The sequence below is a fragment of the Novosphingobium humi genome, from assembly GCF_028607105.1.
Classification (GTDB): Bacteria; Pseudomonadota; Alphaproteobacteria; order Sphingomonadales; family Sphingomonadaceae; genus Novosphingobium; species Novosphingobium humi.
Genome location: NZ_CP117417.1, coordinates 246,457 through 262,748 on the forward strand (window position 1 = coordinate 246,457; position 16,292 = coordinate 262,748).

The following is a 16,292-nucleotide window of genomic DNA, read 5'->3' on the forward strand; positions in this document are numbered from 1 at the left end:
TGCGTACAGCCTATGGCAATAACGGCAATAGACGGCAACGCCGCAAGCGATTAGCCCGATGCCGCGCCGCACAGGGACGCGCCATATCAAGCATCGGGATCTGCATAGCATGCGCCGCATCGGGGCAAACCATTTCGGACGCGCGGGTCTGACGATCAGCCTGCTGGCGCTGGCCGCCACAAGCGCCCTGCATTCGGCGCCGCCCCATCCGGCGCCAGCCTCCAGCGACGCCTCCAACGACATTTTCAACGATAAGGCTACGCTGTCGATGGTCGAGGATTACTGCGCCTCGTGCCACAACGATATTGACGAGGCCGGATCGCTCTCTTTCGATGACCTGCGCGGGGATGACATACCGCAGGGCAGACGGGCCGAAATCTGGGAAGCGATCCTGCGCAAAGTGTCGCAGGATGAAATGCCGCCCCACACCAAGCGCCAGCCACCGCCCGAAATGCGCGCCGCCTTTGTGCGCTGGGTGGCGGCCGGGCGCGATGCCTTTGCCGCGGTCCATCCCGATCCGGGCCGGGCCACGCTGCGGCGATTGAACCGGGTGGAATATGCAGCAGCGGTGCGCGATCTGCTGGCGCTCAATGTCGATGTCTCGCGCGAGTTGCCGCAGGACAATTCGGGCTATGGTTTCGACAATATCGCCGATGTCCTGTCCGTCTCGCCCACGCTGGTCGAACGCTATGTGGCGGTGGGCACGAAAGTGGCGCGTCTGGCCACCGGGATCGACCGCCCGCGCCCTTCGGTGGCCAGCTATATCGTGCCCAAGGACGGCTCGATCATGAATTCCGGCCGCCCGGCCTATAATGAACGGATGAGCGAGGATCTGCCGCCCGCCTCGCGCGGGGGCGGGGTCATGGATTTCTATGCCCGGGCGGCGGGTGATTATGATGTGGTGGGCTGGCTCAACGCCAACACCAACAATGAAAGCGACCGCCTGCCCCAGGACCGGGTGAGCGCGCGGGTGCGGCTGGGCGCGGGGGCGCACCGGATCGGCATGGCGTTCCGCCGCGATGTGGCGCCCGATGAAAGCGTCCAGTTCCTGCGCAACAATCTGGATGAAGTGCCTTTGCCGGTGAACAAGCCGGTGATGCTGCCCCTCGATGTGCTGGTGGACGGGCGGCGGGCGGCCACACTGATGGTGCCCTCCTATCGGCTGTCGGACCGCTATGCGCAGCAGAATTTCCCGCGTGATGTGATGGAAATCGACGTGGCGGGGCCGACCGTCATCATCGGCGCGCAGGACACGCCAAGCCGCCGCCGCATCTTTACCTGCCGCCCGGCCAATGCAGCGCAGGAAGATGGCTGCGCAAGGCAGATCTTGGGCAATCTGGCCCGCCGCGCCTATCGTCGCACGATCGCGCCGGATGATTTTTCGCCTCTGCTGCGCGCCTATGCGGGCGAACGCGCCGCCGGGGGCCAGTTCGAGCGCGGGATAGAGGCGGGCGTGGCGGCGCTGCTGGTCTCGCCCCATTTCCTGTTTCAGGCCGAGAGCGATCCGGCAGGCGCCGCCCCCGGCACCGTTCATCCCGTGGCGGATCGCGATCTGGCCACGCGCCTCTCGCTGTTCCTGTGGAGCAGCCTGCCCGATGAAACGCTGCTGCGGCTGGCCGAAACGCATCAGTTGCACCGGCCGGACGTTCTGGCCGCGCAGGCGATGCGGATGCTGGATGATCCCCGCGCCAAGGCGTTGACCCGGCACTTTGCGGGCCAGTGGCTCTATCTGCGCAATCTGGACCAACAGCGGCCCGACACCGATGTCTTCCCCCAATTCGACACGCGGCTGCGCGGCGCGATGGCGGCGGAAACCGAATTGTTCTTTGCCCATCTGGTCAAAACCAACGGCAGCCTGCTCGATTTCCTCTCCAGCGATTACACTTTCCTCAACCAGCGGCTGGCCGAACATTACGGCATTCCCGGCGTGCGCGGCACCGCCATGCGCAAGGTGGCGCTCGATCCGCGCTGGGGCCGGGGCGGATTGCTGGGTCAGGCCAGCATCCTGACTGTCACCTCCTATGGCAACCACACCAGCGTGGTGAAGCGCGGCAAATGGGTGCTGGAAAACCTGCTTTCCTCGCCCCCGCCGCCGCCGCCGCCCGATGTGCCCGCGCTGAAGACCATGCATGACGGCAAATTGCTGTCGGCGCGCGAACAATTGGAGCTGCACCGCGCCGATCCGGCCTGCGCGGCCTGTCATGTGCGGATGGACCCGATTGGCTTTGCCATGGAAAACTATGACGCCATCGGCGCGCGCCGCACGATGGATGCGGGGCAGGTAATCGACGCCAGCGCCACTTTGCCCGACGGCACGCGCTTTGCGGGCCTGCCGGGGCTGCGCCGCATCCTGCTGGCGCGCAAGAATCAGTTTACGCAGGCCTTCACCGAAAAACTGATGACCTATGCGCTGGGGCGCGGGATCATTGCGGGCGACCGGCCCCAGATCCGCGCCATCGCCCGCATGGGCGCCGCCGACAATTTCCGCATCCGCACCGTCATTCGCGGCATCGTCCTGTCCGATGCCTTCCGCCTGCGCAAAGTGCCCGCCGGGGCCGCGCAGATGACCTTGAACGCCACCACCTTGAACACCGCCACCTTGAACACAAACGGGGGGAGCCTTCGCCCATGATGATCCCGCGCCCCATCCTTTCCCGCCGCACCCTGCTGCGCGGGGCAGGCGCCGCCATGGCCCTGCCTTTTCTGGAGGCGATGGCGCCATCGGCCAAGGCCGCCGACCGCGTGGCCCGACCGCGCCGGTTGTTCGTGTTCTATACGCCCAACGGCATGATGATGGACCAGTTCCGCCCCGCAGCAACGGGGATGGATTACGCGCTGCCGCCCACGCTGACCCCTTTGGAAAAATTCAAAAGCCGGATGAGCGTCATCACCGGCCTTGGCCATCCGCAGGCCGCCGCGATGGGCGATCTTTCGGCGGGGCATGGGCGCTCGTGCCCGGCTTTCCTGACCGGCACCCATGTCCGCCAGACCGAGGGCACCGACATTCGCTGCGCCATTTCGATGGATCAGGCCTATGCGCGCCATCTGGGCGATGCCACGGCGCTGCCCTCGATCGAGGCGGGGATTGACCAGCCCAGCCTGCTGGGCAGTTGCGACATCGGCTATAGCTGTGCTTATACCAACGGGCTTTCGTGGATGAGCCCGACGGTGCCCCTGCCGGTGGCGGCCAATCCGGCCGAGATTTTCGAGCGCATGTTTGGCGATGGCGATGCGATCGACCCGGCCGCCCAAGCCGCAAGGCTGCGCCGTCAGGCCAGCCTGCTCGATTTCGTGCGCGAGGATGCGGCAAGGCTGAACCGGCAATTGGGCGTGGAGGACCGGCGCAAGCTGGACGAATATCTGACCGCCACGCGCGACATCGAGCGCCGCATCCAACGCGCCGCCAACACCCCGATGGCGCAGGCCGGGATCGAGCGTCCGGCGGGCATTCCCGACAGTTTCGATGAGCATGTCCGCCTGATGCTCGACCTTCAGGTGCTGGCCATGCAGGCCGACATCACGCGCGTCGCCACCTTTATGGCCGGGCGCGAAATCAGCAACCGCACCTATCCCGAAATCGGCGTGCCTGATTCGCACCATATGCTCAGCCATCACGGACAGATGGCGGAAAAGAAGGCGAAACTGGCGCAGATCAACCGTTATCACATGACCTATTTTGCCTATCTGCTGGAAAAGATGGCGGCGGTGCGCGATGGCGAGGCCAGCCTGCTCGACACCAGTTTTGTGCTGCGCGGGTCGGCCTTTGGCGATTCCAACGAGCATGATTTCATGGACCTGCCCATTGTGGTCGCGGGCGGATTGGTGCGCCATGTCGGCCATGCGCGGGTGGAAAAGGGCACCACCATGTCGAACCTGCTGCTGACCGGATTGCAGGCGGTGGGCATGCCCATCGAAAAATTTGGCGACAGCACCGGCGCGCTCAAGGAATTGGCCCTTGCGTAAGGTTTGGCTGCTGGCCGCGCTTGTGGCCGCGCCGGTTCAGGCGCAGGAATTGGCCGACGCGATACGTCTGGGTGACGAGCGCGGGGTGGCGGCCTCTCTGGCTCAGGCCAATCGCCCTCTGGCCTATGGTGAAACGCCGCTGATGCTGGCCGTGTCGCATCAGGATCGCGGGGCCGTGCGGGCGCTGATCCGGGCCGGGGCGCGGGTCAATGCGGTGGATCAGGATGGCGTGGGCGCGCTGTGGCTGGCCTGCGAAATGGGCGATGCGGGCATGATCGGGGCTTTGCTGGATGCGGGCGCCGATCCGCGACGCGCGCGCAGCGACGGCGCCACGCCCCTGCATCTGTGCGCCCGTTTCGCGCCTGTCTCGGTGGTGGAGCGGATGGCCCATGGCGAGGTCGATCTGCGCGATGCGCGGGGGCAAACGCCTTTGATGTGGGCGGCATCATCGGGCCGGGCAGAGGCGGTTTCGGCTCTGCTCCGCGCCGGGGCTTCGGCAAGAGCGGTGTCGCAGGGTGGTTTTACCCCTTTGCTCTTTGCGGTGAAATCGGGGTCTGTTGCGGCGGTCTCGGCCTTGCTGGCGGCGGGGGCCGATGCAACGGCGCGCGGGCCGGAAAACACCAGCGCGGCGCAACTGGCCGCCTATCAGGGACGCTGGGATGTGCTGCGCCTGTTGATCGAACGCGGGGGCGTCGACCTGAACGAGCGCGACCGCGAAGGCTGGCAATTGCTGCACCGGGCCGCCGCCGGGGGCGATGTGGGCCTGATCCGCCTGCTGATCGCGCGGGGCGCGGCGGTGGAGGGGCTTTCCGGCCCCTCGCACATCACATGGGTGACCGAGGCCAATTTCGGTGTTGCGCCGCCGCCGGTGCCGCCCAAAGCGCCGCTGTTGATGGCCGCCGAGGCAGGTCAGGCCGATGCGATGAAAGCGCTGATCGCGGCAGGGGCCAAAGCGGATTTCGTGGCGCAGGATGGCGAAAACCTGTTGATCGCGGCGGCGCGCAGCCGGACACTGACCGCGCTGGATGCCGCGCTGGCCGCCCTGCCCAAGCCGGAACTGGTCGATGCCAAAGGAAACAGCGCGCTGCATGTGCTGGCGGGCAGCAGGCCTGCGGCGGACCTGGCCGCGATGTTCATGGCGATGGCGCGGGCCGGGGCGCGGCCTGATCTGGCCAATGCGCGCGGCGCCACGCCCGCAAAAATCGCGGCCGGGGCGCAGACCGAAGTGCGCAACGCCTTCCTTGCCGCCTTTCCTCAGGCGCAGGCGGGGCAGGCTTCTCCGGCAACATAAGGCTGGGACAAGCCGCTGTTCATGAGCCTGCATTTCAATGCGCCCCACTGGCCTTGGGAAGGGCCGGAAGATGAGGCGCATGGACGCGAACGTCGGCCGGGCCCTTGCTGCGCTGGATCAGGCGGGCATGGCGGACGACACGATGGTCGTGCGCCGGCCGGGGCACATCGCGCCTGACAGCCGCCTCCTCCAATCCTCTCTACATCACCGTCATCCACACCATCAGCGATCCCAGCGCGGCGATGGTGGTGAACAGGATCGTGGCCGAGGTAAGCGCGGCTTCGCGGCGGTAATATTCGGCGACCATGAAAGGCCCGGTGCCCGTGGGCAGGGCGGCCAACAGGACCGCCGCATGGGTCAGGCCGGGGGCAAGGTGGAACACGCGGGCCGCCAGAAACCATGTCAGCGCCGGGTGCAGCACCAGTTTGACCACGCAGAGCGCGCCGATGGCGGACCAGGAGGCCTTCTCGTCGCGTTTTTCGGCCAGAAACAGGCCCAGCCCGACCAGCGCGCAGGGCGAGGCCGATCCGCCCAGCAGCTTGAGAAAGGCATTGACCGGCCCCGCCACGCCAAACCCCGAAAGCAGAACCGCCGCGCCCAGCGCGGGCGCCACCAGCAAAGGGTTGCGCGCCAGCGAGAGCGCGACCTTGCGCGCCATGTGCAGGGGATGGGCCTGCGCCTGAAGCCCGATTTCCAGCAGGACCAGCGCAAGAGCGAAAATCACGCAGACCGTCAGGATCGAGGCGATCAGCGTGGGCGCCAGCGAGGACGGCCCCAGCACCGCCAGCAGCAGCGGAAAGCCGATGAAGCCGGTGTTGGCATAGCCCGCGTTCAGCCCGTCGATCGCCGCATCGGCCAGCGGCCGCCCCCGGCTCATGCTCACCCCCAGCGCGAGAGCAAAGACCGCCGCCCCGCCCAGCGCGAAAGCCGCCATGAAACCCGGCTGCCAGATGGTGGCGATCTTGGCATTGGCCACGATGTCGAACAACAGCGCGGGCAGCGCGAGATTGACGACATAGCGGTTGATCTCGCCGCTGGCCATCGGGCCCATCACGCCGATGCGCCGCGCGCCCCATCCGGCCAGAATGAGCGCAAAGATCGGCAGGGTAATGCCAAGAATCGAGAGCATGAATCTATCCCAGAGTGCCGATTTCATCGTCTGCGGCGGCGGACGCGCAAGGTTTGGTCTGGCTGGGCCGGGGGCGCGGCAAAATCAAGGGGGGCGCAGGTCCGCCCGCGCAGCGCAGACGTTTTCTTACCGGCGGGCCGCTGCAACCGCACCAACGCAACCGTTTGTTTACGTCATTTTAGGCAAGATCCCCCTAATCATCGGCCATACCCTTGGGAGGGGGCCATCATGCCGTTTCTTCGCCAATTGATCGAATCGCGCAACGAAGCGCTCTCGCAGCTGGCCGCGATTGCGGCCGATATGTTCGATGTGCCCATCGCGCTGGTCAGCCTGCTCGATGGCGACCGGCAGGTCTTTGTCGGCCGCCACGGGCTGGATGCCGATGGCACGCCCATCGAGCAATCCTTTTGCCGCCATGCCGTCGCGCAGGACGCGCCGCTGGTGGTGCCCGATGCCGAGCGGGATGCGCGGTTTTGTTTCAATGGGCTGGTTTGCGGGGCGCCGGGTATCCGTTTCTACGCCGGGGTGCCGCTGCGGGTGCGGATGCGCACGGGCCATACGCCGGTGGGGATCGGCGCCTTCTGTCTGATCGACACGGTGCCGCGCGAATTTTCCGATGCCGATCTGGCGCGCCTGACCAGCCTTGCCTGCGGGGTGGAGGCGATCCTGCAATCCATGGTGTCGAGCATGGCGATGGCCATTGATGCGGGGCGAATCACTCGCCTCTATGCCGATCAGCAGCGCCTGCAACGCCAGTTCCGCCAGGCCGAACAGATGGCCGCGATGGGCAGTTGGCGGCTGGATGCGGCCAAGCAGACGGTGACATGGTCCGAGGGCGTCTATGACATCCACGATCTGCCCCCCGGCGACGGCATGCCGGTGGCCGATGCCATGTCGTTCTATCCGCCCGCCGACCGCGAAAAGATCACCGCGCTGGTTGATCAGGCGATCAACACCGGGGCGGCCTATGATGTCGAGCTGGATTTCATTTCGGCGCGCGGCGTGTGCAAACGGGTCCGCGCGATTGGCGAGCCGGAACTGGAGAACGGGCGCGTCATCGGGCTGATCGGCGTGTTTCACGATGTCACCGAGCGGCATGAATTGTTCGTCGAACTGGACCGCCGCGCCAACACCGACGAGGTGACCCATGTGGCCAGCCGCCACGCCTTTGTCACCCATGTCGACGAATGCGTCGAACGCGCCCAGCAGCGCGGCGAGCGCATGGCGCTGATGCTGATCGATCTGGACCATTTCAAGCAGGTGAATGACACATTCGGCCATGGCGCGGGCGATGATATCCTGCGCAAGGTGGCCACCGAACTGCGCTCGCCATGGCTGGGGGGCAGTCTGGCGGCGCGGCTGGGGGGCGATGAATTCGCGCTGGTCATCACCGATCAGACGCTGATCGCCCAATTGCCCCGCGTGGCGGAAAACCTGCTGCGCGTGCTGCGCTTTTCGGTGGGGCGGGGCAAGGAGCCGCTGACGGTTTCGGCCACCATCGGGGTGGTCGAACTGCGCGGGGCCGATGATTGCCGCCACGATCTGTTGCAACGCGCCGACCGCGCGCTCTACAGTGCCAAGCGCAAGGAGCGCGGCACATGCGAGGTGGAATGGTCGGACAAGGTGGAGCGGCAGGTGCTGCGGGTGGTGAAGTAAACGCGCTGGTTATCCGCACGCTGACGGGCGAGGAGATCGGTGCGGCCGTGGGCGATCTGGCGGCTTTGCGCATCGCGGTCTTTGCCCAATGGCCCTATCTCTATGACGGCGACGCGGAATATGAGGCGGACTATCTGCGCGAATTCCTGAGCGCGCGCGATGCGGTGCTGGTGGCCGCGACAGATGGCGGCCGCATCGTGGGCGCGGCCACGGCCAGCCCGATGGCGGCGCAAAAGCCCGAATTTCGCGCGCCCTTTGCGGCGCGGGGCATGGACACATCGCGCCTGTTCTATTTCGGCGAAAGCGTGCTGTTGCCCGCCTATCGCGGACGCGGAGCGGGCCACGCCTTTTTCGACCAGCGCGAGGCGCAGGCGCGCCGATGCGGGGCCGATGCGGCCTGTTTTGCCGCCGTGATCCGCCCCGACGACCATCCCGCGCGGCCGGGCGACTATCGCCCGCTCGATGGCTTCTGGCGCGCGCGCGGCTATGCGCCGATCCCCGATTTTATCACCCATCTGGCGTGGAAAGAGCATGGCGAGGCGCAGGAAAGCCCCAAGCCGCTGCAATATTGGCACAAGGTTCTCGATTAAGCCTGCCCGTTAAGCTCTGAGCCGTTCAAACGCCCTTTCGCGCATGGCGTGGACGGCGCCGGGCCCGCGCTGGTCCAGCCATTTGGCCAATTCGTCGGCCGGCATCGGGCGGGCCAGATAAAAGCCCTGAAACTCGCGGCAGCCGCGCCCTTTCAGATAGGCCATCTGCTGGGCGCTTTCGATCCCCTCGGCGATGACCTTGTGGCCCAGCACCTTGGACACGGTGATGATCGCGGCCAGCATGGATTCGGTCTTGCCATGTTCGCCGATACTGCCCACCAGCGAGCGGTCGATCTTGAGCGCGTCATATTCCAGCCGCGCCAGTTGCGAGAGATTGGAATAGCCGATCCCGAAATCGTCGATCGAGATCGAAACGCCCACCTTGCGCAGCGCATCGACCCGCTCGCGCGTGCGGGCGAAATCGGCCATGGCGATGCTCTCGGTGATTTCCAGTTCGAGCCATTGCGGCGGCAGGCCGAAATGATCGAGCATGGTCAGCACGGTTTCGACAAAGCCGGGCCGCTCGAACTGCACCGGCGAGACATTGACCGCAATCGGCACCGGCCGCCCCGCATCCAGCCATTGCCGCGCCTGACGCATGGCGCTGCGCAGGATCGAATGGCCCAGCGGCACCATCAGCCCGCATTGTTCGGCAATATTGACAAAGACTTCCGGCGACACCGGCCCCAGCCCCGGACAATTCCAGCGCGCCAGCGCCTCGACCCCGGTGATGCCCAGCGTCTCGGCGTCGAATTTGGGCTGATAATGCAGTTCGAGCCGGTCATGCTCGATGGCATGATGCAATTCGCGCTCGATCAGCGCGCGTTCCTCGACCTTGCCCTTGAGCGAGGAGTCGAAGAAAACATGGGTGTTCTTGCCGCCTTCCTTGGCCCGGTACATGGCGATATCGGCATAGGCCAGCATCTGTTCGGGCGTATCGGCATCCTGGGGCATGCGCGCGATGCCCATGCTGGCGCCGATAAAGACCTCATTGTTGAACACGGTAAAGCATTCGGCCAGCGCCGCATGGATAGAGCGCGCCACCATGTCGAGCACGGCCTTGTCATGATGGCCGGGCAGCAGCAGCACGAATTCATCCCCGGCAAAACGGGCAAAAACCGGCCGCGTGGGGCAGGTTTCGCATAATTCGCCAAAAGAATTGGTGCATGTCTCCAGCTCTTCGAGCGCCAGCCCCATGCCGCGCACGATGATCCGCGCGGCCACCTGGCGCAGCAATTCATCGCCCGCATCATGGCCCAGCGTGTCATTGACCCGTTTGAACCCGTCCAGATCGATGAAGATCATCGCCCCGGCGCAGGGCTCGTTCTTATTCTTCTGCGCCAGCGAGAGGATATGGGTGATGACCGTGCGATTGGGCAGGCCGGTGATCGGATCGGTATAGGCCAGCACATTCATGCGCAGCATATTGTTGTTGAGCCGCGCCACCATCGCGCGGAAACTGTCAGCAAGGCCGCCCACCTCGCAGGCGCAGTCAATGTCGATGGGGCGCGAAAGATCGCCCTCGACGATCGCCTGCGTGCTGTCGCGCAGCGTGCGGATCATGCCCGCCAGCTTGCGCGCGGCCAGATAGCTGACCGCCACGGGCAGGGCGAGCAAACCCGCCAGCCGGGCCGTCGAAACAGGGGTCCACGGGCCGGTCAGCCATGTGCGGGTCAACAGCGCCACCGCCGTCGAGGAGCCCAGCGCCATGAGCGCAAAGCGCCAGGGGATGCTGTTGAGTCCCCGCTCACGTCCAATCAGCCCATCACCCCATGCCATCGATTGCACATCCTTCCTCATGCCTACCCTAAGGCATGGAAGGTTTCCTCATGGCCAAGGAGGGGGCCGTGGTTTCTACGCAGAGGATCGGCAAGGCGAACGGGGGAAATACAGCCGTCCGGGCGGTTGTCCGCATGGTCCGGGATGGACGGGGCGGGCCATGCGCGGCGGCTCCCTTGCCGTGATCGGGGCGCGCTGTCATAGGCGGACCGATGTTGACGGAGAGCATGCAATGAGCGTCGCCTTTCGCCGCGATGGCGATGAGGAACATCTGGAGCCGAAATTCGAGCTGCCCATCCCGCCCGGCCCCAATCTGGTGACGGCGCGCGGCAAGGCGCAGATCGAGGCGAAATGCGCGCAATGGGAGGCAACCGTTGCCGCCGCGCCCGATGAGGAGGCGATGAAATCCGCCCGCCGCCATCTGCGCTATTGGCGCACCCGCGCCGCCACCGCCCAGGAAATGCCCGCGCCCGACGGCTCCTGCGTTGCCTTTGGCGCCACCGTGCAATTCCGGCTGAACGGCAAGGAGCGCACCATCACCATCGTGGGCGATGACGAGGCCGATCCGGCGGCTGGCCTGCTGTCTTTTTCTGCGCCCCTGTCGCGCGCGATGATGGAGGCCGAGGCCGGCGATCTGGTCGATTTCTCCGGCCGGGCCGAGGCGATTGAGATAATCTCAATCACGGTTTGAAGGCTGGCAAAGGCGTGAATTAACCGTTACCCCGGCGGGCGAATAAGCCGGGAGAATGCGATGTTTGGGCCTTTACCATGGATGGCGGCGGGTTTGCTGGGGCTGGGCGCTCTGGCGCGGGTGGCGCTTGACCATGGTGAGCCGATCAATGCGCTCTGGCTGGTGGTGGCCTCGCTGGGCTGTTTTCTGGCTTCCTATCGGTTTTATGCGCGCTTTATCGGCGCGCGGGTGATGGGGCTGGACGGCGCGCTGCCCACGCCCGCGATGCGGCGGCCCGATGGGCTGGATTATGTGCCCACCGACCGCAATGTCCTGTTCGGCCATCATTTCGCGGCGATTGCCGGGGCCGGGCCGCTGGTGGGGCCGGTGCTGGCGGCGCAGATGGGCTATCTGCCCGGATCGCTCTGGATCATCTTTGGCGTGGTGCTGGCGGGCGCGGTGCAGGATTTCCTCGTGCTGTGCATCTCGATGCGGCGCGACGGCAAATCTTTGGGTGAAATCATCCGCATGGAAATGGGCGAGGTGGCGGGCGGCATCGCGCTGCTGGGCACGTTCATGATCATGGTCATCATTCTGGCCGTGCTGGCGCTGATCGTGGTCAAGGCTCTGGCCGAAAGCCCGTGGGGCATGTTCACCGTGGCGGCCACCGTGCCGCTGGCGCTGTGCATGGGTGTCTATTCGCGCTGGATCCGTCCGGGGCGGGTGGGTGAGGTTTCGCTGCTGGGGCTGGTGGGCTTGCTCGCCGCGCTGGTCTTTGGGCAGGATGTGGCGCAATCGGCCTTCTGGGGGCCTTTGTTCACCTATACGCCGATCCAGATCTGCTGGATTCTGATCGTTTATGGCGCGATTGCCTCGCTGCTGCCGGTCTGGCTTTTGCTGGCGCCCCGCGATTATCTTTCGACCTTTCTGAAGATCGGCACGATCATCGCGCTGGCCATCGGCATTCTCATTATGGCGCCTGCGCTGAAAATGCCCGCGCTGACGCAGTTTGTGAACGGCGGCGGGCCGGTGTGGTCGGGCGGGCTGTTTCCGTTTCTGTTCATCACCATCGCCTGCGGGGCGGTGTCGGGTTTCCACGCGCTGATCGCCAGCGGCACCACGCCCAAGCTGATCGCATCCGAGGCTGATGCGCCCTTTATCGGCTATGGCGCGATGCTGGCCGAGGCGTTTGTGGCGATCATGGCGCTGGTGGGCGCATCCATCATCGAGCCGGGCATCTATTTCACCATGAACAGTCCGGCCGCGCTGATCGGCACCACACCGGAAAGCGCTTCGGCGGCGGTGTCGGCCATGGGCTTTGCCATCACGCCCGAGGCCATCGTGCAATTGACCAAGGACATTGGCGAACACACGATCCTCTCGCGCACCGGCGGCGCGCCCACGCTGGCCGTGGCCATGGCGCAGATTTTCAGCCATGTCGTGGGCGGCGCGGCGATGAAGGCCTTTTGGTATCACTTCGCCATCCTGTTCGAGGCCTTGTTCATCCTGACCGCCGTGGATGCGGGGACGCGTGCCGGGCGCTTTATGGTACAGGATCTGCTGGCGCGCGCGGTGCCGGGGTTTGCGCGGATCGGCAGCATGGCGCAGGGGCTGATCGGCACGGGGCTGTGTGTGGCGGCCTGGGGCTTCTTCCTGCATCAGGGCGTGACCGACCCGCTGGGCGGGGTGAACACGCTCTGGCCGGTGTTCGGCATTTCGAATCAGATGCTGGCGGCAACGGCCCTGATGCTGGCCACGGCCGTGCTGTTCCGCATGAAGCGGCAGCGTTATGCGTGGGTCTCGGCGCTGCCGACCGTGTGGCTGTTGATCTGCACGCTCTCGGCCGGGTGGCTCAAGCTGTTTTCCGATGATCCCAAGGTCGGATTTTTGTCGCATGCGGCGAAATTTTCCGCCGCCGCCGCGCAGGGCAAAGTGCTGGCCCCGGCCAAGAGCATGGCGCAGATGGAGCGAATCATCTTCAACGACCGGGTCGATGCGGTGCTTTGCGGGTTTTTCATGGTGGTGGTGCTGGCCGTGTTGGTGGCGGCGGTGCGAACCTGTCTGGCGGCCCAGCGCAATGAAGCGCCCAGCGTGCGCGAGGTGACGGCATGAGCGGCTTTTTGCGCCGACTGGTGGGGGCGCTGGTGGGGATGCCCGATTATGACGCCTATCTGGCGCATCACAGGGCGCATCACCCCGACCGCGCGCCCATGACCCGGCAGGAATTTTTCCGCAACCGCCAGGAGGCCCGCTATGGCAAAGGCGGCGGGGGCAAATGCTGTTGAATTAAGGCTTTTGTGCCGCGTCGCCTTCCGCCTCGCACAATGCGCAAAGGGCGTGGATGGTGCCCGACACGATCCGGTCCTTCAGGCTGTACCAGCGCGTCTGGGCATCGATGCGCACATGCACGATGTTTTCGGCGCGCAGCAGCGCCAGATGTTGCGACACGCCCGATTGCGACAGGCCGGTCATCGCCACCAGTTCGCTCACGCTGACCTCGCCCTCGTCCATCCGGCACAGCATCAGCAGACGCTCAGGATGGCTCATCACCTTGAGGCGTGCGGCCATCATCGCGGCATTGGCTTTCAGTTCTGCAAGGTCCGTGGGCTTCATTGGGCCGGAATTGGCGCTTTCCGGCGGGTTTTGCAAGGGGCGACGGGGTCAGGTCTCCGCCGAAAGGCCCTGTGCGCCGCCTGCCAGCGCCATTTCGGCCAGCGCCTGGGCCACCTCGGCCACGCGCGGACCGGCCAGCGAATAGAACACCTGCTTGACCTCGCGCCGCCCCTGCACCAGCCCCGCCTTGCGCAGCAGCGCGAGTTGCTGGCTGATGATCGACAGGCTTTGCCCGGTGCGCGCGGCGAGTTCGCCCACGGCCACGGGGCCGCGCGCCAGTTGCGTCAACAGATTGAACCGCAAGGGATGGCCCAGCAGGCGCAGCGCCTCAATCAGGTCGGAAATCGCTTGTGAGCCGGGCGTCATGGGCGTGTGGCATGCGCAGGCGGCAGGGCGCGGGGCACTGTCGGCTGGGTCCATCACGTTGCATTGCTCCCATATGGCCGGGGCGGCGGACGGCCCCGTCGGCGGGCGCCTAACCTAATGCCTTGTGATGGCGAGACATTGACCGCGATCAATCCTCAGGTCCGAACGGATGGTTTTCGATTCTGTCAGGATGTTCCCAAATGGTTCGTTAACCGCAGCTTACCGGACGCGGAAGGCGGGCAAAAGAAAACCCGGCCGAAGCCGGGCTTGGAAGTTTGGGAGAGGATGCCTGAAAGGCAGGTTCTAAGTAGGTGAATCAGGTGATTCGCGCAACTGTAAAAGATGTTAACTAGCCATATTGGCGTAAATTTTGTAAAGCAAAATCCAAAATGGCCAATATGGCGAAAATCCGTTCATCTTCCGGTAAATTTCGCCACTGTGGTCCGACAAATTACCCCAGCGGAACGTCGATATTATCGATCAGCCGGGCCTTGCCGATTCGCGCGGCGGCCAGCAGGCGCGCCGGGCCGGTTCCGCGCGTCGCCAAAGGAACCAACGTATCGGCATCGCAGACCTGCGCATAATCCACCGAGGCAAAGCCGCCCGCCAGCACCGCCTGTTCCATCCGGGCCAGCGCCTCGCCGATCGGCGCGCCGCCTGCGATTTCCGCCGCCGCCGTCCGCATCGCCCGCGACAGGCTGGCCGCCTCGACACGCTCCTGCGCGCTCAGATAGGCATTGCGCGAGGAGCGGGCGAGGCCGTCCTCTTCGCGCACCGTGGGCACGCCGATGATCGCATCGACATGCGGCGACGTCAGATCCAGATCGCGCGCCATCCGGCGGATCACCGCCAGTTGCTGCCAGTCCTTTTCGCCAAACAGCGCCACATCGGGCGCCACCTGATTGAACAGTTTGAGCACCACCGTGGCCACGCCGTCGAAATGGCCGGGGCGCGCCGCGCCGCAATAGCCTTCGCTGACCCCCGAGACGCCGACATTGGTGGCAAAACCGGCGGGGTACATTTCCTCGACCGTGGGCGCCCAGAGCAGCGCCACGCCTTCACTTTCCAGCGCGGTCTGATCGGCGGCCAACTGGCGCGGATAGGCGTCCAGATCCTCGCCCGCCGCAAATTGTCGGGGATTAACGAAAATCGAGGCGACCACGTGTTCGGCATGCCGCCGCGCCTCGCGCATCAGCGTTAAGTGCCCGAAATGCAAGGCTCCCATCGTCGGGACCAGCGCCACGCGGCCGCTCTTGCGCAAGTCTGCCACCGCTTCGCGCAGCAGATTGAGGTGATTGATGGTTTGCACCGGCACGGCCCCTTCGGTAAGGTTTTGACACTGTTCGTGCGGTGGCTGATAAGCCGATGCCGCAAGTGCAGCAACGCTTTTAAGCCCGCCAACCCTGTGATGAGAGAGCCGCCATGTCTGGTCCCCACCGCATCGTTTTCGCCAATGAAAAGGGGGGCACGGGCAAATCCACCACCGCCGTGCATATCGCCGTCGCGCTGGCCTATCTGGGCGCGCGGGTGGGCACGATTGACCTCGATTCGCGCCAGCGCACCATGCACCGCTATATGGAAAATCGCGGCGAGACGCTGCGCCGCCGCGGCATTGACCTGCCCACGGTCGGCTTTGAGGTGTTTCGCGGCACGACCACGGCCGAATTGGACGAACTGACCCAGCAGGTCTCGCAGGGGGTCGATTATCTGATCTTTGACACGCCGGGGCGTGACGATGAATTTGCCCGCCATGTGGCGATGAGCGCCGACACGCTGGTGACGCCGCTCAACGACAGTTTCGTCGATTTCGACCTGATCGGGCAAGTGGACGCCGAGACCTTCAAGGTGCGCCGCCTGTCCTTCTATGCCGAAATGATCTGGGAGGCGCGCAAGAAGCGGGCGCTGGCCACGATCAACGAGCATCGGCGCGAGATGGACTGGGTGGTGGTGCGCAACCGCACCCAGCATATCGAGGCGCGTAACATGCGCCGCATCGACAGCGCGCTGGCCGAACTTTCGCGCCGGGTGGGCTTCCGCATCGCGCAGGGCCTGTCCGAGCGCGTGATCTACCGCGAATTGTTCCCCAGCGGGTTGACCCTGCTGGACAAGGGCCATCTGGGCGATCTGGGCACCAGCCATCTGGTCGCGCGGCAGGAATTGCGCACGCTGGTGGCGGGCATGAACCTGCCCGCGCCCCGTGTGCAGCGCGATGCGCAGGCAATGTCGGCGGGCTGA

Annotated in this window: 14 protein-coding genes; 9 read left to right on the forward strand and 5 right to left on the reverse strand. The window is 65.4% G+C overall.

What is annotated here, in order from left to right:
* The first annotated feature begins 109 nt into the window (after nt 1-109).
* From PQ457_RS01125 to PQ457_RS01135, 3 genes are read left to right on the forward strand one after another with little or no spacing between them, the layout of a single operon-like run.
* On the forward strand, nt 110-2,632 hold the full coding sequence (locus PQ457_RS01125) for a DUF1592 domain-containing protein (protein WP_273617982.1): 2,523 nt from the start codon (nt 110-112) through the stop codon (nt 2,630-2,632).
* Nucleotides 2,629-3,963 (forward strand): DUF1552 domain-containing protein, encoded by a 1,335-nt coding sequence (locus PQ457_RS01130; protein WP_273617983.1) that lies wholly within the window; start codon nt 2,629-2,631, stop codon nt 3,961-3,963. The genes PQ457_RS01125 and PQ457_RS01130 overlap by 4 nt, the downstream gene beginning before the upstream one ends.
* Nucleotides 3,956-5,254 carry an ankyrin repeat domain-containing protein gene (locus PQ457_RS01135; protein ID WP_273617984.1) on the forward strand — a complete coding sequence of 433 codons (1,299 nt, stop codon included), beginning with the start codon at nt 3,956-3,958 and terminating at the stop codon, nt 5,252-5,254. Before PQ457_RS01130 ends, PQ457_RS01135 begins: the two co-directional genes overlap by 8 nt.
* Nucleotides 5,255-5,453: 199 nt before the next feature.
* Here PQ457_RS01135 and PQ457_RS01140 read toward each other — a convergent pair whose 3' ends face one another.
* Nucleotides 5,454-6,383, reverse strand: a complete 930-nt coding sequence (locus PQ457_RS01140) for an AEC family transporter (RefSeq protein ID WP_273617985.1) — start codon at nt 6,381-6,383, stop codon at nt 5,454-5,456.
* A gap of 228 nt (nt 6,384-6,611) precedes the next feature.
* Between PQ457_RS01140 and PQ457_RS01145 the strand changes: the two genes are divergently transcribed.
* Both PQ457_RS01145 and PQ457_RS01150 read left to right on the forward strand, forming a co-directional pair.
* Entirely contained in the window at nt 6,612-8,039 is a 1,428-nt protein-coding gene (locus tag PQ457_RS01145; protein WP_273617986.1) for a diguanylate cyclase domain-containing protein, read from the forward strand.
* The gene (locus PQ457_RS01150; protein WP_420540977.1) at nt 7,994-8,629 is read left to right on the forward strand and encodes a GNAT family N-acetyltransferase; all 636 of its coding nucleotides are present in this window, start codon (nt 7,994-7,996) and stop codon (nt 8,627-8,629) included. The genes PQ457_RS01145 and PQ457_RS01150 overlap by 46 nt, the downstream gene beginning before the upstream one ends.
* Before the next feature lie 9 nt (nt 8,630-8,638).
* On the opposite strand, the gene PQ457_RS01155 is transcribed toward PQ457_RS01150, so the two are convergent.
* Complete coding sequence (locus PQ457_RS01155) at nt 8,639-10,429, reverse strand: putative bifunctional diguanylate cyclase/phosphodiesterase (protein ID WP_273617988.1); 1,791 nt, start codon at nt 10,427-10,429, stop codon at nt 8,639-8,641.
* 211 nt (nt 10,430-10,640) lie between these two features.
* On the opposite strand from PQ457_RS01155, the gene PQ457_RS01160 reads away from it, so the two are divergent.
* The 3 genes from PQ457_RS01160 to PQ457_RS01170 are packed head-to-tail and all read left to right on the forward strand — an operon-like array spanning nt 10,641 to nt 13,363.
* The gene (locus tag PQ457_RS01160) at nt 10,641-11,099 is read left to right on the forward strand and encodes a GreA/GreB family elongation factor (protein WP_273617989.1); all 459 of its coding nucleotides are present in this window, start codon (nt 10,641-10,643) and stop codon (nt 11,097-11,099) included.
* A 60-nt stretch (nt 11,100-11,159) separates the two neighbouring features.
* Nucleotides 11,160-13,190: a carbon starvation CstA family protein gene (locus tag PQ457_RS01165; protein WP_273617990.1), complete on the forward strand. Its 2,031-nt coding sequence runs from the start codon at nt 11,160-11,162 to the stop codon at nt 13,188-13,190.
* On the forward strand, nt 13,187-13,363 hold the full coding sequence (locus PQ457_RS01170; RefSeq protein ID WP_273617991.1) for a YbdD/YjiX family protein: 177 nt from the start codon (nt 13,187-13,189) through the stop codon (nt 13,361-13,363). The genes PQ457_RS01165 and PQ457_RS01170 overlap by 4 nt, the downstream gene beginning before the upstream one ends.
* A gap of 1 nt (nt 13,364) precedes the next feature.
* Here the strand turns inward: PQ457_RS01170 and PQ457_RS01175 are convergent, their stop codons facing one another.
* The 3 genes from PQ457_RS01175 to panC form a co-directional block, all read right to left on the reverse strand.
* Nucleotides 13,365-13,691: an ArsR/SmtB family transcription factor gene (locus PQ457_RS01175; RefSeq protein ID WP_273617992.1), complete on the reverse strand. Its 327-nt coding sequence runs from the start codon at nt 13,689-13,691 to the stop codon at nt 13,365-13,367.
* A gap of 48 nt (nt 13,692-13,739) precedes the next feature.
* Complete coding sequence (locus PQ457_RS01180; protein ID WP_273619210.1) at nt 13,740-14,111, reverse strand: ArsR/SmtB family transcription factor; 372 nt, start codon at nt 14,109-14,111, stop codon at nt 13,740-13,742.
* A 397-nt stretch (nt 14,112-14,508) separates the two neighbouring features.
* Complete coding sequence (panC, locus tag PQ457_RS01185; protein WP_273617993.1) at nt 14,509-15,366, reverse strand: pantoate--beta-alanine ligase; 858 nt, start codon at nt 15,364-15,366, stop codon at nt 14,509-14,511.
* Between the two features lie 113 nt (nt 15,367-15,479).
* On the opposite strand from panC, the gene PQ457_RS01190 reads away from it, so the two are divergent.
* Nucleotides 15,480-16,292 carry a division plane positioning ATPase MipZ gene (locus PQ457_RS01190; protein WP_273617994.1) on the forward strand — a complete coding sequence of 271 codons (813 nt, stop codon included), beginning with the start codon at nt 15,480-15,482 and terminating at the stop codon, nt 16,290-16,292.